General features: G+C 62.1%; 19 protein-coding genes. 16 read left to right on the forward strand and 3 right to left on the reverse strand.

All coding sequences use genetic code 11. From position 1 onward, the window contains the following. Positions 1 to 364: 364 nt before the first annotated feature. Together ACTQXI_RS05525 and ACTQXI_RS05530 are read right to left on the reverse strand one after the other, a co-directional pair. The gene (locus ACTQXI_RS05525; RefSeq protein WP_441048971.1) at positions 365 to 994 is read right to left on the reverse strand and encodes a response regulator; all 630 of its coding nucleotides are present in this window, start codon (positions 992 to 994) and stop codon (positions 365 to 367) included. Then, entirely contained in the window at positions 991 to 2,136 is a 1,146-nt protein-coding gene (locus tag ACTQXI_RS05530) for a sensor histidine kinase (RefSeq protein ID WP_441048970.1), read from the reverse strand. Before ACTQXI_RS05530 ends, ACTQXI_RS05525 begins: the two co-directional genes overlap by 4 nt. Before the next feature lie 166 nt (positions 2,137 to 2,302). Between ACTQXI_RS05530 and ACTQXI_RS05535 the strand changes: the two genes are divergently transcribed. The 12 genes from ACTQXI_RS05535 (at position 2,303) to ACTQXI_RS05590 (ending at position 16,800) form a co-directional block, all read left to right on the forward strand. After that, the gene (locus ACTQXI_RS05535) at positions 2,303 to 3,241 is read left to right on the forward strand and encodes an ATP-binding cassette domain-containing protein (protein WP_441048969.1); all 939 of its coding nucleotides are present in this window, start codon (positions 2,303 to 2,305) and stop codon (positions 3,239 to 3,241) included. A 9-nt stretch (positions 3,242 to 3,250) separates the two neighbouring features. Continuing rightward, on the forward strand, positions 3,251 to 4,438 hold the full coding sequence (locus ACTQXI_RS05540) for an ABC transporter permease (RefSeq protein ID WP_441048968.1): 1,188 nt from the start codon (positions 3,251 to 3,253) through the stop codon (positions 4,436 to 4,438). After that, entirely contained in the window at positions 4,425 to 5,630 is a 1,206-nt protein-coding gene (locus ACTQXI_RS05545) for an ABC transporter permease (RefSeq protein WP_441548412.1), read from the forward strand. Before ACTQXI_RS05540 ends, ACTQXI_RS05545 begins: the two co-directional genes overlap by 14 nt. 360 nt (positions 5,631 to 5,990) lie before the next feature. Further along, entirely contained in the window at positions 5,991 to 7,196 is a 1,206-nt protein-coding gene (locus ACTQXI_RS05550; RefSeq protein ID WP_441063931.1) for a DUF362 domain-containing protein, read from the forward strand. Between the two features lie 384 nt (positions 7,197 to 7,580). Continuing rightward, complete coding sequence (gene trhA, locus ACTQXI_RS05555) at positions 7,581 to 8,264, forward strand: PAQR family membrane homeostasis protein TrhA (RefSeq protein WP_441015314.1); 684 nt, start codon at positions 7,581 to 7,583, stop codon at positions 8,262 to 8,264. A gap of 114 nt (positions 8,265 to 8,378) precedes the next feature. Beyond that, complete coding sequence (locus ACTQXI_RS05560) at positions 8,379 to 9,752, forward strand: hemolysin family protein (protein WP_154516597.1); 1,374 nt, start codon at positions 8,379 to 8,381, stop codon at positions 9,750 to 9,752. A gap of 24 nt (positions 9,753 to 9,776) precedes the next feature. Beyond that, positions 9,777 to 10,604 carry a cyanophycin synthetase family protein gene (locus ACTQXI_RS05565; RefSeq protein ID WP_427718075.1) on the forward strand — a complete coding sequence of 276 codons (828 nt, stop codon included), beginning with the start codon at positions 9,777 to 9,779 and terminating at the stop codon, positions 10,602 to 10,604. 136 nt (positions 10,605 to 10,740) lie between these two features. Then, positions 10,741 to 11,130, forward strand: a complete 390-nt coding sequence (locus tag ACTQXI_RS05570; protein WP_154516595.1) for a YtxH domain-containing protein — start codon at positions 10,741 to 10,743, stop codon at positions 11,128 to 11,130. Further along, positions 11,130 to 11,885: a PRC-barrel domain containing protein gene (locus ACTQXI_RS05575; protein ID WP_441048966.1), complete on the forward strand. Its 756-nt coding sequence runs from the start codon at positions 11,130 to 11,132 to the stop codon at positions 11,883 to 11,885. The genes ACTQXI_RS05570 and ACTQXI_RS05575 overlap by 1 nt, the downstream gene beginning before the upstream one ends. Positions 11,886 to 11,957: 72 nt before the next feature. Continuing rightward, positions 11,958 to 13,364, forward strand: coding sequence for a polysaccharide deacetylase family protein (locus ACTQXI_RS05580; protein ID WP_441048965.1), 1,407 nt, complete (start codon positions 11,958 to 11,960; stop codon positions 13,362 to 13,364). Positions 13,365 to 13,684: 320 nt separating this feature from the next. After that, on the forward strand, positions 13,685 to 15,529 hold the full coding sequence (locus ACTQXI_RS05585; RefSeq protein WP_427718082.1) for a magnesium transporter: 1,845 nt from the start codon (positions 13,685 to 13,687) through the stop codon (positions 15,527 to 15,529). Between the two features lie 74 nt (positions 15,530 to 15,603). After that, positions 15,604 to 16,800 (forward strand): Nramp family divalent metal transporter, encoded by a 1,197-nt coding sequence (locus tag ACTQXI_RS05590; RefSeq protein WP_427747655.1) that lies wholly within the window; start codon positions 15,604 to 15,606, stop codon positions 16,798 to 16,800. Between the two features lie 189 nt (positions 16,801 to 16,989). Here the strand turns inward: ACTQXI_RS05590 and ACTQXI_RS05595 are convergent, their stop codons facing one another. Next, positions 16,990 to 19,182 (reverse strand): acyltransferase family protein, encoded by a 2,193-nt coding sequence (locus ACTQXI_RS05595; RefSeq protein ID WP_441048964.1) that lies wholly within the window; start codon positions 19,180 to 19,182, stop codon positions 16,990 to 16,992. Between the two features lie 186 nt (positions 19,183 to 19,368). On the opposite strand from ACTQXI_RS05595, the gene ACTQXI_RS05600 reads away from it, so the two are divergent. From ACTQXI_RS05600 to ACTQXI_RS05615, 4 genes are all read left to right on the forward strand, one after another. Continuing rightward, positions 19,369 to 20,364, forward strand: coding sequence for a ribokinase (locus ACTQXI_RS05600; protein WP_441048963.1), 996 nt, complete (start codon positions 19,369 to 19,371; stop codon positions 20,362 to 20,364). Positions 20,365 to 20,368: 4 nt separating this feature from the next. After that, on the forward strand, positions 20,369 to 21,343 hold the full coding sequence (locus ACTQXI_RS05605) for a nucleoside hydrolase (protein ID WP_441048962.1): 975 nt from the start codon (positions 20,369 to 20,371) through the stop codon (positions 21,341 to 21,343). 219 nt (positions 21,344 to 21,562) lie between these two features. Next, complete coding sequence (locus ACTQXI_RS05610) at positions 21,563 to 22,573, forward strand: LacI family DNA-binding transcriptional regulator (RefSeq protein WP_427793677.1); 1,011 nt, start codon at positions 21,563 to 21,565, stop codon at positions 22,571 to 22,573. Positions 22,574 to 22,827: 254 nt separating this feature from the next. Beyond that, positions 22,828 to 24,228, forward strand: a complete 1,401-nt coding sequence (locus ACTQXI_RS05615) for an L-fucose/L-arabinose isomerase family protein (RefSeq protein ID WP_427747626.1) — start codon at positions 22,828 to 22,830, stop codon at positions 24,226 to 24,228. Position 24,229: the final 1 nt, after the last annotated feature.

The raw sequence follows: 24,229 nt of genomic DNA on the forward strand, positions 1-24,229 counted from the left end.
AAAACGAAGGTATGGTCAGGGGTATCGAGTTAAACGTAGTAGATGGGCCGATTTCGTGGAGCGGTTCCGGCTGATCCCTTGGGGACGGAGGAAAACGGATCATTTTTGGCTTGAAGCGGCTTGCGGAGACACTTGACGTGGCCGCTCGGACAAAACTAGGCCGGTTTACGGGGCTGAGTCACGAGTCCCCAACCATGCTGATATTCGTGAAAATAAAACCGCAGGTAGACGAGCCGTCATTTTACAGAAAACGCGGGTATGGATGGGGGTCCTGAGTTTGGCCCCGTAAACCGGCATAGTTTTGAAATGGCATTAAACCGGTAGCAGACATTTTGTTATATCGGGGCGGTCGGTCTTCGGGCAACTACCCTCGCAGGTAGGCGATGGCGATTTGGGTGCGGTTGCGCAGGCCCATTTTGGCCAGGATTGAGCTGATGTGGTTTCGCACGGTGCCTTCGCCCATATAGGCGGTGGCGGCAATCTCCTTGTTATCGAGGCCGCGGGCAATGAGCTCGGCGACCTCGAACTCGCGGTCGGTCAGGCTGACGAAGGCCGCGGGCCGGCGGGTCGTGCCCACCTCGACGCCCGCCCCATCAAAGTTGATATCCTCGATCGCCTTACCCTCGAGCACGCGTTTGCCGTCCATGACCTGGGCCAACGCCGGCGGAATGGCAGCGACATCGGTTTTGATCAGGTAGCCGCGGACACCCAGTTTGAGCGCCGACACAATGTACTCGTCATCCGAGAATGTCGTCAGAAACACCACGCGCGCCGCAGGGTCGCGCTCAAGGATCTCGCGGGCCGCCGAAAGCCCGTCGCGCCCCGGCATCTGAATGTCGAGCAGCGCGATATCGGGTGCGTGTTCGGCATAAAGAGCCACTGCGTCGTTGCCGTCGGCGCCGGTACCCACCACCTCGATCTGCGGCTGGGCGCCCAGGATTATCTTGAGCGAATCGACCACCAAGCGGTCGTCGTCGACAACGATGAGCCTCATCGGCCCTCATCTCCTTGCTGTTTGGGAACGGTGGCAAACACACGCCAGCCGCCGGCGCCGGCGCGCGGGCCGGCGGTGAAGGTGCCGCCAAGCGCCTCGACGCGCTCGCGCATGGAGCCGAGCCCCATGCCTCCTGTGACGTTGCGGCCGCTTGCTTGAGCCCCGCCTGCGCCATCGTCGGTAACGATGAGCTGGTAAAACGACGGATGCTCCATGCATCGTACGGTGACAGCATGGGCGCAAGCATGGCGTATGGCGTTGGAAAGCGCCTCGCGCAGGACCGCCGCAAAGCAGTTGGCGACATTTGCGGGCGCATGCTCGGCCAAAACCTCAAGTTCAATCTGCGGCCCGCCATCTGAGCGCGCGCCCTCCACGATGCGCTCGAGCTGTACGGAGAGATTCGCCGCGTTGTCGTTGAGCGCGTGGACGCTCGAGCGCACGAGCTGAAGCGCTTCGTCCACGGTGCGCTTGACGTCAGCGAAGTCGGCGGCGACGCCGGGCTCGTTGGCGTGGACCACGCGTAGGGCCTCGGTTTGCAGCGAGGCGCGCGTGAGCTGGTGCCCCACGTTATCGTGGATCTCGCGTGCGATGCGGGCGCGCTCGGCGAGCGTTGCGAGCTCGACCTCGTAGTCCTGGCGGTCGGCAAGGTCGCGGTTGCGCGCCTCGAGCGCGAGGGCTCGCTCCTGCAGCTCGTCGCGGGTGCGACGCATGCGCTCCTGCTCGCGCTCCAGCTGAGCGGTGCGCAGAGACAGCAAGGTGGCGGCGACTGAAAGGATGGCGGTCAACAGCAGCGCACGGGTGGGAAGCGCGCCGGCGTGGGCATATGCGACGAGTGCGCAGACAAAGATGGCGCCGGCGCCCAGCGCGACCCAAACGTGTTCACGGCGCACGCGTCGCGCGATGTCATAGAGGGCGAGGGGCGCAAACGGCACAAACGACGGCACAAAGACGGCCACCATAATGTAAGCGTAGCTCGCGGCCTCACCGGCGCGGCGGGCACGTTCGCCTTGCGCAATTTCCGTAAGCGAGGCGACTACGACGCCAAGACAAAACGCCGTGACCAAGCGAGCGTCCACAGCAAGACCCATGGCGGCCGCAATGCAGCACGCCAGCATGATCGATTTGTCGAATAGCCTGTTCATACGGGTATTGTACGCGATGGTGCGCGCGACGATTGCTTAGGTGCCGCAACCGTGACATTCCTCCCGCCCGCCCCCGTCGCACTCGTGACAAAGCTCACTGGTGCGCGCCGCCCGCACCTGCGATGATGCAATCGTACCGGGCCGAAATCAACAGAAGGGCCACCTCATGACAGACATCGTCCACGTCGAAAACCTCGTCAAGCGCTACGACGATCTTATCGCGCTCGACCACTTTAACCTGAGCATAGCCCCCGGCGAGATCTTTGGCCTGCTGGGTCCCAACGGCTCGGGCAAGACCACGTCCATCAACTGCATTCTGCAGCTGCTCGCCTACGACAAAGGCACCATCGAGTTGTTCGGCGAGCCCATGACGCCCGCCCGCTACGACCTCAAGCGCCGCATCGGCGTGGTGCCGCAGCAGGTGGCGGTGTTCGACGAGCTCACGGTGCGCGAGAACATCGACTATTTCTGCAGCCTCTACGTCAACGACCGCAAGCGCCGTCGCGAGCTGGTCGATGAGGCGATTGACTTCGTCGGGCTGGGCGACTTTGCCAAGTTTCGCCCCGGCAAGCTCTCGGGCGGCCTGGCGCGTCGCCTCAACATCGCTTGCGGCATCGCGCACAAGCCCGAGCTCATCTTCTTCGACGAACCCACGGTGGCCGTCGACCCGCAGAGCCGCAATGCCATCCTGGAGGGCATCTGCCGCCTGCGCGACGAAGGCGCCACGGTGGTGTATACCAGCCATTACATGGAGGAAGTCGAGCAGATCTGCAGCCGCATCATGATCATGGACGGCGGGCGCGTGCTGGCGCAGGGCACCAACGACGAGCTCAAGCGCATGATTCAGATGGGCGAGCGCGTGACCGTCGAGGTCAGCGCCGTCGAGCTCGCCACGGTCGAGCGGCTGCGCGCCCTCGAGCACGTGCTTTCGGTTGAGCTTTCCGGCGGCGAGCTCGTCTGCACCTGCGAAGCGAGCCCGCACAACCTGGTTGACATCCTCGACACGCTGCGCACTGCCGATGTGGCGCTCGGCCGCGTGTGGAGCGAGCCGCCGACCCTCAACGACGTGTTCCTCGAGATCACCGGCCGCAAGCTGCGCGACTAGGGGGCGGCCATGTTCAACACCATTATCATTACGGTCAAGACGCTGTTGCGCCGGCCGAGCACGTGGGTTTGGGGCGCGATCTTTCCCGTCGCGCTTTCCACGATGTTCATGTTTATGTTTGCGAATCTGAGCTCCGACGGCACGGTCGACCCGGTGCCGGTGGCCGTCGTGGCGGATGAGGCCTGGGGCGCCTCGACCTTTAAGGACGTGGCGACGTCGCTTGCCAAGGAAGGCGACAACCAACTGCTCGAGGTCCACGAGTGCGACGATGCAGTCGATGCGAACCGTGCTCTTAAGGCCGGCGAGGTCGCGGGCATCTATACGGTCGATGCCGCGGGCACGCCCAAACTCACGTTGCTTTCGAGCTATGACAGCTCGCGTGCGACGTCGGTGCTCACCGACCGCAGCATCCTGGAGACGGTGGCAAGCTCGTATACGCAAAATGCCGAGCTCATGCGCCAGATTGCCCAGGACAACCCGGCGGCGCTCGCCGACCCAGAGGCGGTTGCGCGCGCCCTGTCGCTCGAGGGCGGAATCCGCCGTGTGAGCCTGACGCGTGCCACGCCCGATGGCACGGTCATCTACTACTACGCGCTCTTTGGCCTGGTTGCGATGATGTCTGCCGAGTTTGCCGCCTTGAGCGTCGTCGACCTGCAGCCCAATCTGTCTGGCCTTGGCGCGCGTCGCTGCGTGGGTGGCCTTTCCAAGACGGCGTCGCTGGCCGGCATCTTTGTGGGCTCGTGGTTGGTTTCCTTTGCCTCGATGACGATTGCGATCGGCTACGTGCGCCTGGTCGTGGGGGTCGACTTTGGCGGGCGCGAGGGGCTCTGCCTGGTGGGCGGCGCCGTGTCCGCGCTTGCCGCCACGGGTCTGGGCCTTTTTGTGGGCACGCTTCCCGTTAAGGGCGGCAAGGCGTCCAAGTCGGGCATCCTCACGGGCTTTGCCACCACGTGCGCCCTGTTCGCCGGCCTCTACGGCGAGCCGGCGATGGCGCTTGCCGACGACGTCGCCCGCGCCTGCCCGGCCGAGAGTTGGCTCAATCCCGTCAAGCTAATCTGCGACATGTTCAACCGCTTGTATTTCTTTGAGGACCTGGGTCCCTTTGCCGTTCGCGCTGGCGCGCTGGTCCTTATGGCGTTGCTGTTCGTTGCCGTCGCCACGCTGATCTTTGGAAGGAGCCGCTATGAGCACCTTTAAGACTGCGCTTCGCATGGCGCTGGCGCACCCGTTCTACCTGCTCATCTATACGGTGTTCATCTCGCTCATGGGCGTATTCATCGCGGCCTCGGTGAGCTGGAACTCGTCGCAGCTCACCGAGTACGAGCCCTACGACACCAACGTGATCGTGGTCGACCGCGACGACAGCGACCTTTCGCGTGCGCTTACCAAGCACCTGGGCTCGCGCTTTGATCTGGTCACGGGTATCGGCGAGGACACCTACGACCTTGCGGACGCGCTCTCCAAGAGCAACAGTGCCAAGGGCAGCGCCGACTGCGTGTTCTTTATCCCGGAGGGGTTTGAGGACGACCTCGTTGCAGCCGCCCGAGCGGGGGAGCCCCTGCCCAAGCTCGATGTGACCTACGGTGCCGGCACCATGGCGGCGGCGCTTTCGTCTGCCGAGGCCTCGCGCTGGATCTCGCTCGCGGGCGCTGCGGCCGCACTTGATCCTACTGCCTCCGACGGTGACGTCGCCAAGGCCGCCGAGCATGCCGCCGTCAAGCGCGCGGAGGTCGAGATTGAGCAGGTCAAGGTCGACTCGACAGCCGCCGCCACGCTTGAGTCGTACTTCAACTTTGGCGCGTACGCGATTATCTCGTCGGTCATCGTATCGGTGGGGCTGGTGTTCTCGGGCATGAACGAGCCCGAGCGCGTGCGCCGCTCGGAGGCCAGTCCGGTCTCCGAGCGTCAGCGCTCGCTTGCCGTGTTTGCGGCCGCCGCCGTGCTCGCCGTCTGCATCTGGTTTGTGTCGAGCATGATGGGCGTCGTGGGCTTTGCCGGCGCGGTCGCCGAGGTCGGCGTGGGTCGTGTATGCCTGGCACTGGCGGCAACGTTTGCCCTGGCGTGCACGCCGCTGGCCGTTGGCTTTGCGTTGTCGAGCCTGGGCGCGCGCGAGGAGCTGCTCAACGGTGTGGGCAACCTGCTTGGCATGCTCATGACGTTTTTGGGCGGCGCCTGGATGCCGCTGTCGCTGATGGGCCCGGCCGTTCAGACGGTGGCGCACTTTGTGCCGACGTATTGGGTGAACGACGCAATCGGCAAGGCGCTCTCGTCGGACCTGACGTCCACCGTGCTGGGCGACATCGTCTGCGATCTGGGCGTCACGGTGCTCTTTGCCATGGCCATCGCCGCCGTAGGCCTAGCCCTCACTCACGCCAAATCCCACGCCTAGCCACCTAGTCATTGGGTGCTCATTGGGGACAGACTTAAACGACCAAGGGTGGTCATTGGGGACAGACTTAAACGACTAGTCATCGGGGACAGTCTTTGCCGATTCGCCGGCTCGCCGGCAGGGTTGGCAAGGGCTGTCCCCAGCTGCCGGCAGGAAAGGAACGTCCCTAGCCGCCAGGTGGCGAGGCACTCATTTAAGTCCGTCCCCAATGAGTGGTTTCAGTCATTTAAGTCTGTCCCCAATGAGTAGTCACTCATTTAAGTCTGTCCCCAATGACTAGGCGCCGTACTTGACTTTGACCCCGCTTTAACGGGTACCATCCTCTATGTCTGTAACGCCATATAGACCGAGGGGATATATATGACCGCAACTTCACCCACAGCACCCGCTAAGGTGTACTTCACCAACTTGCGTACGCATGCTCGCGAGAGCCAGCTCGACAAGCTCAAGCGCCTCATCCGCCGCGCCGGTATTGAGCAGATCGACTTTGAGAACAAGTTCGTCGCTATCAAGATTCACTTTGGCGAGCTGGGCAACCTGAGCTTTTTGCGCCCCAACTACGCCCGCGCCGTCGCGGATGTCGTGAAGGAGCTGGGAGGCAAGCCTTTCCTCACCGACTGCAACACGCTCTATGTCGGTAGCCGCAAAAACGCGCTCGAGCACATCGATACCGCTTATCAGAACGGCTTTACCCCGTATGCCACGGGCTGCCAGATCATCATCGCCGACGGCCTTAAGGGTACCGACGAGACGCTCGTCCCGGTCGAGGGCGGAGAGTACGTGCGCGAGGCCAAGATCGGCCAGGCGCTCATGGATGCCGATATCGTGATTAGCCTCACCCACTTTAAGGGCCATGAGCAGTCCGGTTTTGGCGGCGCCATGAAGAACCTGGGCATGGGGGGCGGTAGCCGTGCGGGCAAGATGGAGCAGCATGCCGCCGGCAAGCCGAACGTCGCGACCGAGCACTGCATTGGCTGCCGTGCCTGCGAAAAGATCTGCGCGCACAACGCTATCTCGTTCGACGACACCCGCGAGCGCGAGCTTGCCAGCGGCGCTACTCGCACGGTGCACGTGGCTGCCATCGACCACGATCGCTGCGTGGGCTGCGGACGCTGCATCGGCGTGTGCAACCAGGACGCCATCAAGCCCGTCTATGACGCCGCGGCCGACGTGCTCAACTGCAAGATCGCCGAGTACACCAAGGCCGTCGTCGACGGCCGCCCGAGCTTCCACATCTCGCTTGCCATGGATATCAGCCCCAACTGTGATTGCCATCCCGAAAACGATACGCCTATCGTCAACGATATCGGCATGTTCGCGAGCTTCGACCCGGTCGCCATCGACCAGGCCTGTGCCGATGCCGTCATGGCGTCCGAGCCGCTGCCCAACACCGAGCTCACCGATAGCGCGGCCAAGATGGAGCATAACCACGAGCATCTGGAGGGCGAGCAGGCGCGTGACCCCTTCTGCATCACGCATCCCGACACCGACTGGCGCGCGTGCATCGCGCACGCCGAGAAGATCGGCCTGGGCACGAGCAAGTATGAGCTTATCGAGGTCAAATAGCGCCTAGCTATTGGACAATATAAGCGCCTTTGTGGCGTAATTCGAGCAAAAGCCGCCCGTGAGTACAGCGCTCGCGGGCGGCTTTCCGGAAGTATGCGGCAAATTTCGAGACCGCCGAGCACACGACATTTTTTGGCAACAAAACCCCTGATAAATTGTTGGTAAAACTGCGGTCTGGTCGGCAGTTCCAGATTTTGCCGCATACTTCCGAAGGCGGGAGCCAAAACGGTCCTCCAGCGCTGTAACCAACCATGATTGTTTGCCGTTGATGCGTCAACAAGAAAAGAATGGGTAAACAAGGGGTCACGTATGGTGCAAATTTCGCACGTACCCAGACGCTTTGATATAGTGTTGAGAACTATTTACTTGGAGGATGTAACCGGCATGTCCGATTCGAGCGACAGTTCCAAGCCGCGACCCAAGGCCGCGGCCGTTCCACACTACACGGTGGGCGAGGAGATCATGAACTCCGTCACCCATGGTGTCGGTTGCCTGCTGGGTATCGCGGGCTTGGTGCTCCTGATCGTATTTGCCGCTCTTCGCGGCGGAGGCCCGGCTCACATGGCCGCGGCGATTGTCTATGGCGTCAGCATTATCCTCGAATACCTAGCCTCTACGCTCTACCACGCGATTCAGCCCGCACGCGCCAAGCGCGTGTTTCGCATCATCGACCACAGCTGCATCTACCTGCTCATAGCCGGCAGCTATACGCCGTTTTGCCTCATCACGCTCGCAAACGACGGCGGCCCTATGCTGTTCTTTGCCGTATGGGCCATCGCCATTATCGGCATCGCCCTCGAGTGCTTTATGCGCGAGCGTCAACCGCACTGGGTAAGCGGCCTGGTCTACCTGCTGATGGGCTGGCTCGTCGTCTTTAAGCTGCCCGAGCTCGTGTCGCTGCTCAACCCCGTGGCACTTGCCCTGCTCGCTGTCGGCGGCGTGTGCTACACCGTGGGCGTGCCGTTCTACATCGCTAAAAACGTGCGCTACCTGCACAGTGTGTTTCACTTGTGGGTGCTCGCCGGCAGTATCTTCCAGTTCATGGCGGTGATCCTCTTCGTAATCTAGCGATCACGTCTGTGCCTGTGGACCCATCCAAGCGGCCGCCGGACGCAACTGCCCTATCCGTTATCTACGCTTACTACCTAACGTCCCGAATCTTGGAGGTTCGAGAAACTCCCGATGGACATAACCATCTCCCTTATCACCACCCTCGTTTTGACCCTCATCAACGGCTACTTCTCTATGTCCGAGATGGCGCTCACCACGGCAAAGCGCGCCGTGCTGGAGCACGAGGCCGAGGAAGGCGACAAACGCGCCGAGCGCGCCGTTAAGCTGGCTGCCGACTCCGACCAGCTGCTCGCCACCATCCAGGTCGCCATCACGCTTGTGGGCTTTGCCTCGTCCGCGGTCGCCTCGACGAGCTTGTCCGACCCGCTCGCCACGTGGCTCATGAGCTTTGGCATCGCGCCGCTCTCTGCCATCGCGCGCGGACTGGCGCCGGTCATCATCACCGTTGCGGTCGCCTTCGTGTCCATCGTGATTGGCGAGCTTGTGCCCAAGCGCATTGGTCTGGCCAATGCCGAAGGCGTGTCCAAGCAGGTCGTGGGGCCGCTGTCGTTTTTCCAAAAGATCGCCCGTCCGCTCGTGTGGCTGACTGGTGCTTGCTCCGATGGTCTGGCCCGCATCCTGCGCATCAAGAGCGCCGACGATCGCCAAAACGTCTCGGAGGAAGAGATTAAGTACATGGTCTCGGAGCAGGACGACCTGCTCGACGAGGAAAAGCGTATGATCCACGAGATCTTCGACCTGGGCGATACCGTTGCCCGCGAGGTCATGGTGCCGCGCGTGGACACCACTATGTGCGAGGACGACGAGACGGTCGCCGACGTGCTGTCCACTATGCGCCAGACCGGCTTTAGCCGCATCCCCGTCTATCACGAAGATCCCGACAACGTGGCGGGCATCGCGCACATCAAGGACCTGATTCAGCCCTCGCTCGACGGCGAGGGCGACCAGCCCATCGCCGGTTATTTGCGCGACGCCACCTTTGTGCCCGACACCAAGGACATCCTGCCGCTGCTGTCCGAGATGCAGACTTCGCACGACCAGATCGTGGTGGTCGTGGACGAGTACGGCGGCACGGCTGGCATCATTACCATCGAGGACATCGTCGAGGAGATCGTGGGCGAGATCGAGGACGAGTTCGACCCCGACAACAAGTACCTCACGCGTCTTTCGCGCCGTGAGTGGCTCGTCGATGGGCGTTTTTCGTGCGATGATGCGATTGAGCTTGGTTGGCCGCTCGAGGAAAGCGATGATTATGAGACCATCGCCGGCTGGATTTTGGAACTTTGCGACTCGGTGCCCGACATCGGAGAGGTGTTTGAGGTTGCAGGGTACAAGTTCAAGGTGCAGTCGATGCGTGGCCAGCGCATCTCGCTTATTCGCGTGATCGCTCCGGCCGAAACCGATAAGAAGGATTCCGAGTCCTCGGCAGATAAGCCGGCGACGCCGGGCGCGGGCTCTGCGGGCCCGCACGACGGCGACGAGTAGGGCAAGGAAGAGTAGGGGAGAGTTATGGCAGGCCTGTTCAACATCCTTAAGGTCACCGTCAGCGAGGACAAGATCTGCGCGCATGTGCTGGTGAACCCCGGCATGCCGCTCATGACCTCGGAGGACATCGAGGCCACGGCGCGCGTGTACTACCTGGTGCCCGCGATTGCCAAGCACCTGTGCCTAGGCGATTCCGGTCGTGAATTCCAGGACTGCATGGGCCAGACCGAGCTTTGCCATCTGCTGGAGCACGTGACAGTGGAGCTCATGAACGAGACCGGTCTCGCCGGCAGCATTTCGTGCGGCCGTACCCGCGTAAGCGAGCACGATGAGCGTGTCTTTGAGGTTGAGCTTTCATGCCCCGATGACGCGCTGGCCATCGGCGCGCTGTCTTCGGCGACCTTTATGATGGACTGGGCTTATCTGCACGCCGACCAGCCTGCCCCTGACGTGGAGGGCACGGTCGCGGGCCTGCGCAACCTGGTGCTGGGTATGCGCGCCGAGGCCGAGGGCAAGGATCCGCACGAGGCCATCGCCGCCGCAAACGCCGAGGACGGGGCCGAAGGCGAGGCTCCTGCCGATTCCGAACCCGGCGTCGAGGCAGCTGCTGAGGAAGCTGTCGAGTCCGAGCCCGCGGAGCCCCAGGGTGTCCCGAGCTTTGACGATGAGCTGCAGGAGGCAATCGATACCGAGGGCGCGACCGCCGAGAGCCACGAGGCCCCCGCTGCCGTCTACGGTGGCGCGGCGACGGTTCCGGCAGGCCCCGCACAGGAAGGTGCGCTTCCGCTCGTTGATGGCGCCGGCGAGGACCCGGCCGCCACGGTGGCCATGCCTGCCATACCGCAGGAGTAGGCTCACTCGCTTATCACCATCATGTACCTGCGCTTTTACCGTACGCAGATGAGCGCGACGGCAAGTGTTGCGCTGCGGGTATAATGGACAGCATTCAAACGGTGGGCATTGAGGTGCCCGCAGGAGAGGAATGATCATGGGAAAGACTTTCAGCTTTGTCTCCGGTGCGCTCTTTGGCGCTGCCGCCGGCGCTATCATCGGCGTTGCTCTGGCCCCGCGCTCGGGTGCCGAGACCCGTGCCATGGCCGCCGATATCGCCAACGATGCCTGGGACAACATGCGCGACACCTACGAGCACGGTGCCGAGGAGGCTCGTGCCGCGGTCAACGACTTTGGTCCGATGGTCGACGCCAAGACCGATGACCTGCGCGCCAAGGTCGACCTGGCCCGCGAGCGCATGGACCAGCTTCGCGAGCAGCTCAACGACGCCATCTCGGGCGGCAACGTGACGCCCGCTGCCGACGTCGTGGTCGAGAACGTCACTGAGGCCGACACCGAGGCCACGGAGCCCTCGACCGAGGCATAATGCGCGCAGGGGATTTTGTCGGCGTCAAGGTTTATCGTAAGCCTGCCGAAGACAAGCGCACCAAAAAGGACGGCACGCCGCGCAGCCCCAAAAAGCTCGGCAAGATTCACTTTCCGGTCTTTACCCCGGGCGGTACGCGCGTGGTGGGCTTTATGGTTCGCCAGTCCGATATCGCGGGCATGATCGAGCGCCCCGATCGATTTGTGGCGCTCGATGCCATCGGCGTCTATGAGGGTGCTGTCGCGGTCGACGATGTCAAGGGCACCTACGATGCCGCCGCGGCCAAGCGCCTCGATATCAACCTGGACGATTGCATCATCTGGGTTGGCATGGACGTGCGCACGGAATCGGGCGACGTCGTGGGCTACTGCTCGGACGTTGAGTTCAAGCCGCGTTCGGGTATCGTGCAGACGTTCTACGTGACCGCCGGCACTGCCTCGAGTGTGCTGGTGGGCGACACACAGATGCCGCCGACGATGCTGCTCGGCTACGAGAACGGCGCGATGATTGTCTCGGACGAGGTCAAGTCGCTCGGGTATTCGGGTGGCGCGGCCGCCAAGGCTGCCGAGGCCAGTGTCGTGGTGGGTGATAAGGTCAAGAAGGGCGCCAAGGTGCTCGATGACAAGGGATCGGCCGCCGTGGACAAGGGCAGTCGCGCACTGGGCAAGCAGCTCGGCAAGACGCGCGGTATGTTCAAGGCCTTTAAGGACGAATATCAAAAGGCGAGCGGGGGCTCGTCAAAAGCTAGCAAATAGCGACGTACCAAATGATGGGGGGCGAGCCGGAGACATGTTGCTCCGGCTCGCTGTGTTTATGGGGGAGGGCACATGCGCCAAAACGGATCTAACTTAAACGGGCGCTCGGGTGCGCGTCCGACGGCGCGACGCGACCTGGGGCAGCTGCCCAGCGGTCAGCGTCGACGTCGCCGTAAACCCGGCGCGATGTACCTCAACCATAGCCGTGGGTTTAGCGATCGCAGCGCGCGCATCGGCAACGGGCGCTCACCGCGCCGACCGTCCCGCCTGCCCTATGCGCTCATCGCTGTCGGCTGTGCGCTCGTGCTGTTTATCGCTGCCGTCGTGGGCTATGTCAATCGCAGCGTGGACATTGTGCTCAATGGGGAGCAGGCTTCGGTGCGCGTGGGCTCCACGTTGCAGAACCTTATCGATGATCAAGGCCTGACCGACACCTACGATGCCGGCGACTTGTTGGCTGTCGACGATAGCGTGCTTACCCGCCGTGGCGGCGAAAAGCTGTCGGTGAAGGTGGACGGCAAACGGGTGAAGCAGGGCAAGTGGAATAGCCGCGAGCTAACGGGCGGCGAGAAAGTGACGGTCAAAGACGGCCGCGACACGTACGAGAAGCACGAGGTCCAGGTCACGACCATTGAGCCCAAGTTGAAGGTCGAGGGCACGGGCGCTATCGAATACGTTAAAACCTGGGGCGTTCAGGGCCGCTCCGAGGTATGGGTCGGCGAGCAGTCGGGCAAGACGCAGGACCGCGGCGAGGTCGTGCCCGCCACCGACTGTGTAGTCGAGTGCGCGAGCGTAGCGCCCAAGGGCAACGAAAAGTACGTGGCCCTGACATTTGACGAGGGTCCGAGCGGCGCGACCAAGCAGGTCTTGCAGGTGCTCAAGGAAAAGGGCGTCACGGCGACGTTCTTCCTTTCGGGCGATGCTGCGGAAGCCTCGCCCGCTACTGCCAAAGCGATTGTCGATGCCGGATGCGAGATCGGCTCCAACAGCTACAGCGATGATTCGCTCAAGGGCAAGGATCGCGAGGCGGTGCGCAAGCAGATCACGAAGGGCACCGAGGCGATTAAGTCGGCGACCGGCTTCGAGACGATGTTGCTGCGTGCTCCCTACGCCGCGTTTGACGAGCAAAACTGGATCGATGCGATGGACCTGGTGTCTGCCGTGGTCTCGTGGAATGTCGATTCGGGCGACTGGCTGCTCAACGGCGCCGACGAACAGGTTTCGACAGTGCTCGAATCGGTGACTCCGGGCAACATTGTTTTGTTCACCGATAGCGACGAGTGCTCCGAACAGACGCTCGAAGCGCTGCCGCAGATCATCGATGGCCTTGTCGCCAAGGGCTACAAGATCGTGACGCTGAGCGATTTGGTGAAGACGGATACGTCGCTGAGCAAAAAACTCACCTCGCTAACGAAGACTTCCATGCCCAAGAACGCCGTGTTTCCCCAGCTCGCCGAAGATAACGACACCACAGACTAGTCACGGGGGACGTTTTTAAACGACTATGTCACGGATGCGTCAGCGTTTGGTATGCCTGCGATGTTTGGAGCATAAATTTGGCGTCACGGCGCGATGCTGATGCTATAGTTACTGCGGATAACAAGGGTCAAGAGAAAGGTTGCAGGTGAAATCCAAACCTCGACCATACAGTCGATGACCCCTTGCAGGTGCTTCTTGCGCATGCACGGGGTGTGAGCGCCGAGCGGTGTGCCGCCCGCGCATGCGTATACATATCTAAAAGTCCACGGATGGCGTGCCGGCATGGCCACGGTCCGAAGGAATAATGATGGGGAGCACCAGTGAATTATCTGAGTGAGATGCTCAAGCTGCCGGTCTTGGACGTCGATGGCGAAAAGCTCGGCGTTGTGAACGATTTTGGCATTGCTACCGGCGAAGTTTTTCCGCACGTGACGTCGCTCGCGTTCCGCGGTCCCGGCAAGACGCCGTTTATGATCAGCTGGCGAAAATGGGTCGACCGTATCGACGAGACGGGCGTATACCTTAAGACGTCGGCTACCGAAATCCGTTTTTCGTACCTGCAGCCGACCGAACTCTTGCTCGCGCGCGACGTGCTCAATAAACAAATCGTCGACACGCAGGGCATGAAGGTTGTGCGCGTAAACGACATCAAGTTTTCCATGTCGGGCGAAAATCAGCTGCGCCTGCTGGGTGCCGAAGTCGGTGCCCGCGGTCTGCTGCGTGCAATCAGCCCCGCTCTTGAACATGTCGTCGAGGGCTTTATGAAGCACCTGGGCAAACCGCTCGGCGAGGACATCATCGCCTGGTCCTACATGGACCTGCTCGATCGCTCGACTAAGAACATCCAGCTGTCGGTGTCGCATAAGACGCTCGGCGAGCTGCATCCTGCCGACATTGCCGACATTATCGAGCAGCTCGATCCTCGCCTGCGCGCGCAGGTGTTCGCGCAGCTCGACACCGCCCAGGCCGCCGAGGCCATCTCGGAGTTCGATGACGACGAGCTCATGACCGAGATGCTCGAGGGCCTGTCCGACACGGATGCGTCGTCGATGCTGGCCATGATGGACCCGGACGACGCCGCCGACCTGATCGACGAGCTCGATTACGAGAAGGCCGAGAAGCTCCTGCGCCTGATGGGCGTTCAGGAGGAGAAGGCGATTCGTAACCTGCTGGGCTATGAGGAAAACACTGCCGGCCGCATTATGACCTCGGAGTTTGTCTCCCTGCCTGCCACGGCGACGGTCGGTGACGCCATCGAGGCGATCCGCAAGCTCGACGAGGATTTCGAAAGCGTCTACTACGTCTATACCGAGGATCCGAGCGGTATGCTGACCGGCGTGCTCTCGCTGCGCACGTTGATCGTGGCCGACCGCGACGCCACGCTGGGCCAGCTGGCCTACCGAGACCTGGTTTATGTGTCGCCCGACGAGGACCAGGAAGACGTAACGGATGAGATGACCAAATACGACCTGGTCGCCATCCCCGTCTGCGATGAGAACCGCCACATCTTGGGCATTGTGACCTTCGACGACGCCATGGACGTTATCGCCGAGGAGCACCAGGAGGACCTGCAGATCGCAGGCGTCGGCTCGGGCGATAGCGCGTCCGACGACTCGACGAATGTGCTCAGCTGGTTTGTGCATCGCCAGTACTGGGTTGTCGTGTGGGGTATTGCCTCGTGCATCATGGCGGCAGTGCTGGGGACGGCGCTGGGCTCCGCACATCTGGTGGTGTTCCCCATGTGCGCCATGCCGCTCGTGCTGCTGGCTGCCTCGCGTATGGTGTCGTTCGTCAAGAACTACTTCCTGGAGTACGACGGCCATGACGATGAACCCAAGCCGTATCTGGGATTCTTCTTCCAGAGCACGGGCATGGGCCTGATCCTGTCGCTCGTGACCTACCTGTGCGCTCAGCTGGTGCGCACCACGGCGTTCCCCGACGCGCCCATGCTTGAGGAGCAGCTCTTTACCGGCTGCTTTAACATCGCGGCCATCGTCTGCCTGATTGGCAACATGAGCGCTGTGATTTACCTGATGGTGCTGTTCTGGCGCGACGAGCACGACCTCAATACGTCGGGTACCGCCATGAACGTCATTGCCGTCATGATCTCGTGCGTGGCGTACTGTGCCGCTGCGGTGCTGCTCACCATGTCGGTCATGGGTTAGGTGGTCGCGTGCAAAATAGCAAGCAAAAGCAGGGCACCAAGCAAAAGCTGACCATCGCGGCCATCTTTGGTGCCATGGGTCCTGGCCTTCTGGCGGCGCTTTCGGGCAATGACGCCGGCGGCATCGCCACGTATTCCAGCGCCGGTGCCAGCTATGGCTACAAGATGCTCTGGATGCTTCCCGTCATGACCGTGCTGCTCATCGTGACGCAGGAGACCGCGGCACGTTGCGGCTGCGTGACGGGCAAGGGCCTGGCCTCGCTCATTCGCGAGCGCTTTGGCGTGCGCAAGAGCGTGCTGGCCATGGCGGCGCTGCTGATTGCCAACACAGCCGTGACCATTTCGGAGTTTGCGGGTATCGCGAGCGGCCTTGCCCTCTTTGGCGTGCCGGCGAGCATCTCGGTGCCGCTTGTGGCGCTGATGGTTTGGATGCTTACCATGTCGGGTAGCTTCCAGCGCATCGAGAAGATTCTGTTGCTGGTGAGCTGCGTGTTTGTGACCTACATTGTCGCTGCAATTATGGCTGGTCCCAGTTGGGGCGAGGTGGCGGTCGATCTGGTTGTACCCAACATTCAAAATGACCCCAGCTACGTGTCGCTTGTGGTCGCGACGATCGGTACCACCATCGCGCCCTGGATGATTTTCCTGGCACAGAACAACGTGGTCGATAAGAATGCGGGCGAGGACGATATCGTGTTGCAGCGCATCGATACCGTGAGCGGCTCGATTGCCGCCGATGTCATTGCCGGTTTTATTATCATCACGACCGGTACGGTATTGTTCCCCGCGGGCATTCAGATTAGCGATGCTGCAGACGCTGCCCGCGCGCTGGAGCCCATTGCGGGCCAGTGGTCCACGGTGCTGTTTGCCTCGGGCCTGGTCGCGGCGAGCTTCTTGGCCGCCTGTGTGCTGCCGGGCGTTACGTCCAGCGCTATCTGCGAGGCGTTTGGCTGGGAACGCGGTGCCGATCGCAGCTGGGACGAGGCCCCGGTCTATCGCGGCATCATTACGGCAATCATTGGCATTTCTGCCGTGCTGGTGCTCATGCCCGGCGTCGACCTGTTCCAGATTATGATGACCTCGCAGGTCATCAACGGCGTGTTGCTGCCCGTGGTTCTGGTGTTCCAGGTGGTTATTGCCGCCGATCGACACATTATGGGCGCCAACCGCAACGGCCGTGTGTGGAATGTGCTCACTTGGGCGACTATCGGCGTTATTACGGTGCTGACGGTCGTCATGTTTGTTCTGCAAGCGATGGGCTACAGCGCGTAGCACCTCTCTTGGACTCTAAACAGGCCGCCGCCATGGGCTGCGGCCTGTTTTTGTCTGCTATAGGGTGCTAGTTATATACCGATGTGCAGCTATAAAGCCGCCTCTGGGGTGAATTAACAGCCCAGAGGCGGCTTTGTAAGTCGCGGAAGTGGTCCCAAGTGCCGGATTGTAAGCAGATTTGGCTGTGCGTTACTTGTCGGTGCCTAGCTTGTGCGGTTTGTAGGCGAGGGCGTTGACGAGTGCCTCGGCAGCGGATTTGACAGCCGCCGGCTGCGGATCGTTAACGTGGTCCTCGGGGTGCACGGGTAGGTCCTTCTTGACGGCATCGTGGATGAGCTTAAGGTACTCGGTCACGCCGGCGGTCGAAAGATGCGTGCCATCGCCATCGAACAGGTCGTTGCGGTTGGCGCTGTGCCCGTACCAGTCGATAACGCGTACATTCTTGTAGCGCGTAGCGGCGTTGGCGATGGCCTGGTTCGTGGATCCGACCCACGGCTGCGGGCTACGCGTGTTTACAAACACGACAATACGCTGATCACCGGCGTCGGCCATGATCGCGTCGACCTGGGCGTCCGTTACCAAACCGTTGGTGCCCAGGGCAAAGACCACGATCTTGCCGGCAAGGTTCTGCTGGATATAGCCCTCAAATGTCGCGCGGCCCGCATCAAACTGGCGGCCCTTTTCGGCATCGATGTGGCTGTGCGGGAACACGCCGTCAAAGGCATCGACGGCGCGCAGGGACACGGAGTCGCCAATCATTAGCAGGTCGTAGGCTCCGTCGGGGAAGCCGTCGTCGTCTTTGTCGGTGTCATCGGCCGCCTGCTGATCTTGAGGCTTTGCATTTTTGGCCTCCTTGTTTAGGATTTCGGCGCCCTCGCCGCTCAGAGCGGATGTGTCGGGCACAAAGACCAGGCCGCCCAGCGCCACAACAAGCACGACGGCGCAAACGGCGCAGGTGGGGACATGTGCGCGCATCCAGCCGGCGGGCGTGGTGGTGCCGTCGCGGAGCTCGGAAACGGTGCGCCCAAAAGCGCCCTTCCTAAACGGCGTTTCGATAAAGCGATAGGAGCACTCGGCGGCGGCAACTACCAGCAGTACCTGCAAAATGTAGTGCCACCAGGGCGTGTCGTTAATGTTGGCGACCGGGTTCATGAGGAGCAGCAGCGGATAATGCCACAGGTAGATGCTGTAGGAGCGCTTGCCGATCCATACGAGCGGCTCGGCGGCCAAGGCCCGTGCGACCATGCCCTGGGGCTGCACGCATGCCGCGATAACCATCAGTGTGAGGATGGAGCACAGCAGCGTGCCTCCGCGATACTGAAACGCGGTATAGCCGTTGGTGAGCGCGACCATGGCGGCGAGTCCGACCAGGCCAACGACGCCCATCAAATCGATGGATGCGGGGGAGGACCAAAAGCGTGCGAGCTCACTTGGCTTTGTCGTGGCGGCCTCGGCGGTGTCGCTCTTTGACTTGCCGTGCTTGGCGGCGCCGGCCAGTCGGTCGAGCCCCAGATGGCGGACAAGGCGCGCAGGCGCCAGGTCGCGGTCGGGGATAAAGGCCATCCAGGCGCCCAGCAGCAACGAGAACACGCGGGTGTCGGTGCCGTAGTACACGCGGCTGGGGTCGGTGGCGGGGTTGTAGAGCACCATCATGGCGACGGCGGAGACGGCGGCGAGGCCCAGGACCACGCGGCGCGTGTTGGGCTTGCTCATGTGCACCGACACCATGGCGAGCAGCAGCGGCGGCCAAATAAGATAGAACTGTTCCTCGATGGCAAGCGACCAAAAGTGCGTGAGCGGCGAGGGGTCGCCCAGGGCGTTAAAGTACGAAACGTCCTGCATGATCTGCCACCAGTTATTAAAGAACAGCAGCGACGGCAGGATGTCGGGGCGCATCTTGGTGAGCATCACATGGTTAAAGACAGTGCACAGTGCGCAGGTCACCACCACGACGGTTACCACGGCGGGGAACAGGCGACGGATGCGGCGGATCCAGAAGCTCTTGAGATCGATACGACCGGTCTTTGCGATTTCGTTGAGGAGCAGGCGCGTGATCAAGTATCCCGAGAGCACAAAGAAGATCGTGACGCCGAGCAGGCCGCCCTGTGCCCACGTGAGGTTGAGGTGATAGAGCACCACCGCGACAACGGCGAGCGTGCGAAGGCCGTCGAGGGCGGGGATGTAGCGAGATTTGGGACGCGTGGGCGCCTGTTCTTTTGCGGCGCTGTCGGTGCGGGCGCCCTTGTTGGCGGGCGAGCGATGGGAGCCTGCAGCGCGGCGCGGCTCGGTGGTTTGGCGGTTAGTGCGCGAACGTTCGTGCGGCGCTTGTTGATCGCTCGCATGGCGTGAGCTGCGCGAGCTCGATCGCGGGAATTGTTCCATAAAACATCATCCAATGACGAGAATAATCAGCACGCTTTCATTGTAGCCGCCTACTCCTGTGAATGCTTGCTGCTGGCGTAAGCTCAAGCGCGCGTCCACATCAAAGTGAACTAAAGTTATAGAGGTGCGAGAGTGCACGATTGACGGCCGACAGCGGGTGCAGAGCCCGCGGACGAGGAGGTTTCCATGGCAGATTGCGGCATCCTTGCGGTGTTCGGCAGCATGAACATGGACCTTTCGGTGGCGTGCGAGCGCATGCCGCGTGCGGGCGAGACCGTCGGCGGCAGCGGGTTTATCACCAACGCCGGCGGCAAAGGCGCCAACCAGGCCGTAGCAGCTGCGCGCATGGGTGCGCGCACGCGCATGATCGGCGCGGTCGGCCGCGACGCGTTTGGCTCGTCGCTCGTGGCGGGGCTCCAAGATGCTGGCGTGGACTGTGACTTTGTGGCGTGTCGCGACGACGTGGAGACGGGAACGGCGACCATCATTCGCTGTGAGGGCGATAACCGCATCGTGCTGTCGCCGGGCGCCAACCATGCACTTGCGGGCGAGGACGTTGCTCGCGCGCTGAGGCGCCTGGTGGCCGATGAGCTCGACGGCAACGCCAGCGAGATTGCCCCGGCTGCCGGAAGCGTCTTTATCGCCCAGGGAGAATGTGACCTTGTGGCGACTGTCGAGGCGCTTTTCTGCGCTCACGAGCTGGGGTTCTATACGGTCTTTAATCCAGCGCCAGCCTGCGAAGTGCCTGCGGAGGTCTGGCCTGCAGTCGACTTGGTTTGTCCCAACGAGACTGAGTGCCAGGTACTGACGGGCATCTTGCCTGCGGACGATGCGAGCTGCGTCGCGGCGCTCAATGCCTTGCTCGCCAAGGGTGCCGGCGCCGCGGTCATCACGCTGGGCGGCGCCGGATCGGTTACACTCGGCGACGACGGCGAGCTGCTGCGTATGCCGGCGCTTTCGAGCGCGGTGGTCGATACGACGGCCGCGGGCGATACATTTATCGGTGCGCTTGCCGCGGCTCGTCTGGAGGGGCTGCCGCTCTTTGAGTGTATGGCCGCGGGTGCTCGCGCCTCGGCAGTGACGGTGTCGCGCCTGGGCGCGCAGCAGTCGATTCCCACGCGTGCCGAAGTTGAGCGCGTGTTTGGTTTAGACGATTTAGTACAAGACGGAGAAGCGGAGTAGAACAATGGCAACCAAGAAGCTGATCCTCGATCTGGATATGGGTGTGGACGATGCGATGGCGCTTGCCTATGCCATCGCGAGCCCCGAGGTTGAGCTCGTGGGCATTACCACGTGTTTTGGCAACGTGCGCGTCGACCAGTCGGCGCGCAACTGCCTGGCGGTGCTCGACTTGTTGGGCCGTCCCGAGGTGCCGGTGTACCTGGGTGCCGACCGTCCTCTGCAGGCGACTGAGCCCTATACGCCGCCGGCGTCCACCGCGCTCATTCACGGCAAGAACGGCATCGGCGGCGCGAGCGTGCCCGCGTCGCCCTATGAGCCGGTGGGGGCGACGTCGGCCGATGGCAACGCTGCAGTCGATTATCTGATCGATGCCGCGCGCACCTATGGTCCCGATCTGGTCTACGTAGCGACCGGCCCGCTCTCCAACCTGGCGCTTGCCCTGGAGCGCGATGCGGCGGCGGTGATGTCTATTGGCCGCGTGGTGGTGATGGGCGGCGCCCTGACCGTGCCCGGCAATGTGAGCGCGGGTGCCGAGGCCAACATGGCAAGCGATCCCGAGGCGGCCGATGCCGTGCTGCGTTCGGGCCGCAAGCTCACCATGGTGGGCCTGGACGTGACGCATCGCGTGGTGCTCACGCGCCGCGACATTGCCGGATGGACGGGCTCGGGCACCATGGCGGGCTGTGCGTTTGCAAGCATGGTCGAGCACTACATTGGCTCGTACGAGATGAACGCACCCTACCTGGGTGGTTGTGCGCTGCACGATCCGCTGGCCGTCGCCGTGGCGATCGACCCCACGCTCGTGGGTGCGCTCGGCTGCAATCTGCGTGTTGATCTGCTGGGCGAGTATCGCGGCCGCACCATTTGCGACGAGCATCGCCTGTCCGATCCGGACAAGAGCGCGCTTGTGGCGCTGACCGTGGATGCCCCGCGCTTCCTGTCCGAGTTCAAGACGCGCATGGCCCGTGTTCTTGGCTAGATGATTTCCGTGCCCCGCCCCATGTAGTCAATTTGGGACGGGGCTTTTTTAGCTACCGAGTAAATGTGCCCGTTGGGGGAATAGTCGTGCCACTTCGCTTGACAACAGGCTAAACTAGCTCATAAACATTTACTATTCTGTTTAGATTGAATTTGCGGTCGTTTAGTTGTCGAGTCATCAAGTTGCGATGCTCCGCCACGGCCGTTGCTAGGGGGAACAATGGCCAAAGCAAGTGTTCGCGAGATCAGCCGCATCACCGGTTTTTCGCCTGCGACCGTGTCCAACGCGCTCAACCGCAAGCGCAGCGTGAGTGAAGAGACCGCCAAGGTCATCCTGGAGTGCGCGCAATCGCTTGGCTATCAGCAGTCGACGCAGCTCGAGAGCATTCAGTTTGTGCTCGCGCGCAAGACGGGCGCCATTCTGGACGAGAGTACCTTCCATCCCGCGGTCATCGAGGGCGTGGAGCGCCAGGCGCGTCGTCACGGCATGAGCACGAGCTTTGTCTCGCTCGACTTTAGCGACTTGGACGCCGTGCGTCCGCAGGTCGAGGGCCTGATCGCCGATCCGTCCGCCGCTATCGTGCTGATGGGTACCGAGCTGGGTGAGGAAGACTACGCCCTGTTTGCCAACGCTGCCGCCCACCTGATCGTGCTCGATGGCTGGAGCGATCGTCAGTACTTCGATGCCGTGGTCATTGCCAACACCGACTCGGTGCTGCGCGCCGTGGATCACCTCATCGAGAAAGGTCACAGGCAGATCGGCTATCTGGCAGGCGACCTTCGCATCCGCAACTTTAAGGATCGCGAGCGCGGCTATCGCCAAGCGCTTGAGGACGCAGACCTTGAGGCCAACCCGACATGGCGCGTTACGCTGGGCACCACGCTCGAAGGTGCTTATCGCGACATGGGCGCATGGCTCGACAGCGTCTCGCGCGACGACCTGCCGACGGCTTTCTTTGCCGAAAACGACGTGCTCGCCGTGGGTGCCATGCGCGCGCTCAACGAGCACGGCATACGCGTGCCCGAGGATGTCTCGATCATCGGCTTTGACGACCTATCTCTGGGTGCCTTCTCCAACCCGCCGCTCACCACGGTGCACGTTCCCAAGCACGAGGTGGGCGAGATCGCGGTGCGCCGCCTGGTGGGCAACATCCGCAATCCCAAGAGCTATACCTGCAAGACAGCCGTATCGACCTATTTTGTCGAGCGTCAGAGCGTGCGTGAGATCTAGGCAAAGGCAACGCCGGGCCGCAGGGCGGCAAAGCTCGCTAAGGCAGAAAATAACGTCAACCAAAAGGGGTCCTTCGGGGCCCTCTTTTTGTTGCCCTTGTATGTTCAGTTTGTTTACATACCGTTTAGGCTGATTTCTCTACCGCCCACGGGTATTTCGCGTTAAACTTCTAAACACTGGAGTAAAAATTTAGTAAACAGAACAAAACGAAACATGCGTCTGTTTACTGAACATGTGATTAGGGGAGGACGTACATGGACAAGATCAAGCTCGGTTTTGTGCCCACGCGCCGCAGTATCTTTAGCGCGCCGGACGCAATCAAGTATCGCGGCCTGACGGCTGATCGCCTGCGTGAGATCGGCGTCGACATCGTGGATATCGACGACATCAATGACGAGGGCCTGCTGTTCGACGACAGCCACATTGAGCCTATCGTCAAGAAGTTCCGCGCCGAGGGCGTCGATGGCATTATGCTGTGCCACGCCAACTTTGGCACCGAGTACGTTTGCGCTCGCCTTGCCCGCGAGCTCGGCCTACCCGTGCTGCTGTGGGGCCCGCGCGACGAGCGCCCCGAGCCCGACGGCACCCGCCTGCGCGATAGCCAGTGCGGCCTGTTCGCCACCGGCAAAGTATTGCGCCGCTTCCAGGTTCCCTTCACCTACATGACCAACTGCCGCCTGACCGATCCCGAGTTCGAGCGCGGCGTTTGGGACTTCTTGGCCGTGTGCAACGTGGTCAAGACCTTCAAGCACACCCGCATCCTGCAGATGGCCACCCGTCCGTTCGACTTCTGGTCGACCATGTGCAACGAGGGCGAGCTGCTCGAGAAGTTCAACATCCAGCTTTCGCCCATTCCCATGACCGAGCTTGTCCAGGCCGTGCGCGACGCCCAGGCCGACGAGCAGGCCATGGCTACCATGCTTGCCCACATCAACGACAGCTTTGAGATCTGCATCCCCGAGGATAAGGTTCCCGCGGTCGCCGGTCTTGCCATCGCCATGAAGCGCCTGGTCGAGAAGTACGGTTGCAACGCCGGCGCCATTCAGTGCTGGAACGCTCTGCAGGACGAGCTGGGCATTATGCCCTGCGCCGCCAACGCCATCCTCAACGAGATGGGCATTCCTATCGTATGCGAGACCGATATCCACGGCGCCATCACCGCGCTGATGGTCGAGGCCGCCGACCTGGGCCGTCACCGCGGCATGTTCGCCGACTGGACCGTGCGCCATCCCGATAACGAGAACGGCGAGCTGCTGCAGCACTGCGGCCCCTGGCCCTGCAGCTGCGCGGCCGTCAAGCCCAAGCTCACCTATCCGCTGGCTTTCGATCACCCCGGCGCGCTGACGGCCGAGGCCAAGCATGGCGACCTCACCCTTGCCCGCTTTGACGGCGACAACGGCGAGTACTCGCTGCTGCTGGGCAACGCCCGCGGCATCGACGGCCCGGCCGGCATGGGCACCTACCTATGGGTCGAGGTCGACAACCTCAAGCGCCTCGAGGCCAAAATCGTCGAGGGTCCCTACATCCACCACTGCGTCGCTATTCACGCCAACGTGGTGCCGGTGCTCTACGAGGCGTGCAAGTACCTCGGCATTGCCCCCGACCTGTACGACCCCATCGAAGAAGACGTTAAAGCCTACCTGCGAGGAGAGTAGA

It is taken from the genome of Collinsella sp. LCP19S3_C9, from assembly GCF_052121575.1.
Classification (GTDB): Bacteria; Actinomycetota; Coriobacteriia; order Coriobacteriales; family Coriobacteriaceae; genus Collinsella.

What these genes read in the sequence shown, in the direction of transcription:
- ACTQXI_RS05525 (WP_441048971.1), bottom strand. Translation starts at nt 994, where the DNA reads ATGAGGCTCATCGTTGTCGACGACGACCGCTTGGTGGTCGATTCGCTC.
- ACTQXI_RS05530 (WP_441048970.1), bottom strand. Translation starts at nt 2,136, where the DNA reads ATGAACAGGCTATTCGACAAATCGATCATGCTGGCGTGCTGCATTGCG.
- ACTQXI_RS05535 (WP_441048969.1), top strand. Translation starts at nt 2,303, where the DNA reads ATGACAGACATCGTCCACGTCGAAAACCTCGTCAAGCGCTACGACGAT.
- ACTQXI_RS05540 (WP_441048968.1), top strand. Translation starts at nt 3,251, where the DNA reads ATGTTCAACACCATTATCATTACGGTCAAGACGCTGTTGCGCCGGCCG.
- ACTQXI_RS05545 (WP_441548412.1), top strand. Translation starts at nt 4,425, where the DNA reads ATGAGCACCTTTAAGACTGCGCTTCGCATGGCGCTGGCGCACCCGTTC.
- ACTQXI_RS05550 (WP_441063931.1), top strand. Translation starts at nt 5,991, where the DNA reads ATGACCGCAACTTCACCCACAGCACCCGCTAAGGTGTACTTCACCAAC.
- trhA (WP_441015314.1), top strand. Translation starts at nt 7,581, where the DNA reads ATGTCCGATTCGAGCGACAGTTCCAAGCCGCGACCCAAGGCCGCGGCC.
- ACTQXI_RS05560 (WP_154516597.1), top strand. Translation starts at nt 8,379, where the DNA reads ATGGACATAACCATCTCCCTTATCACCACCCTCGTTTTGACCCTCATC.
- ACTQXI_RS05565 (WP_427718075.1), top strand. Translation starts at nt 9,777, where the DNA reads ATGGCAGGCCTGTTCAACATCCTTAAGGTCACCGTCAGCGAGGACAAG.
- ACTQXI_RS05570 (WP_154516595.1), top strand. Translation starts at nt 10,741, where the DNA reads ATGGGAAAGACTTTCAGCTTTGTCTCCGGTGCGCTCTTTGGCGCTGCC.
- ACTQXI_RS05575 (WP_441048966.1), top strand. Translation starts at nt 11,130, where the DNA reads ATGCGCGCAGGGGATTTTGTCGGCGTCAAGGTTTATCGTAAGCCTGCC.
- ACTQXI_RS05580 (WP_441048965.1), top strand. Translation starts at nt 11,958, where the DNA reads ATGCGCCAAAACGGATCTAACTTAAACGGGCGCTCGGGTGCGCGTCCG.
- ACTQXI_RS05590 (WP_427747655.1), top strand. Translation starts at nt 15,604, where the DNA reads ATGGGTCCTGGCCTTCTGGCGGCGCTTTCGGGCAATGACGCCGGCGGC.
- ACTQXI_RS05595 (WP_441048964.1), bottom strand. Translation starts at nt 19,182, where the DNA reads ATGGAACAATTCCCGCGATCGAGCTCGCGCAGCTCACGCCATGCGAGC.
- ACTQXI_RS05600 (WP_441048963.1), top strand. Translation starts at nt 19,369, where the DNA reads ATGGCAGATTGCGGCATCCTTGCGGTGTTCGGCAGCATGAACATGGAC.
- ACTQXI_RS05605 (WP_441048962.1), top strand. Translation starts at nt 20,369, where the DNA reads ATGGCAACCAAGAAGCTGATCCTCGATCTGGATATGGGTGTGGACGAT.
- ACTQXI_RS05610 (WP_427793677.1), top strand. Translation starts at nt 21,563, where the DNA reads ATGGCCAAAGCAAGTGTTCGCGAGATCAGCCGCATCACCGGTTTTTCG.
- ACTQXI_RS05615 (WP_427747626.1), top strand. Translation starts at nt 22,828, where the DNA reads ATGGACAAGATCAAGCTCGGTTTTGTGCCCACGCGCCGCAGTATCTTT.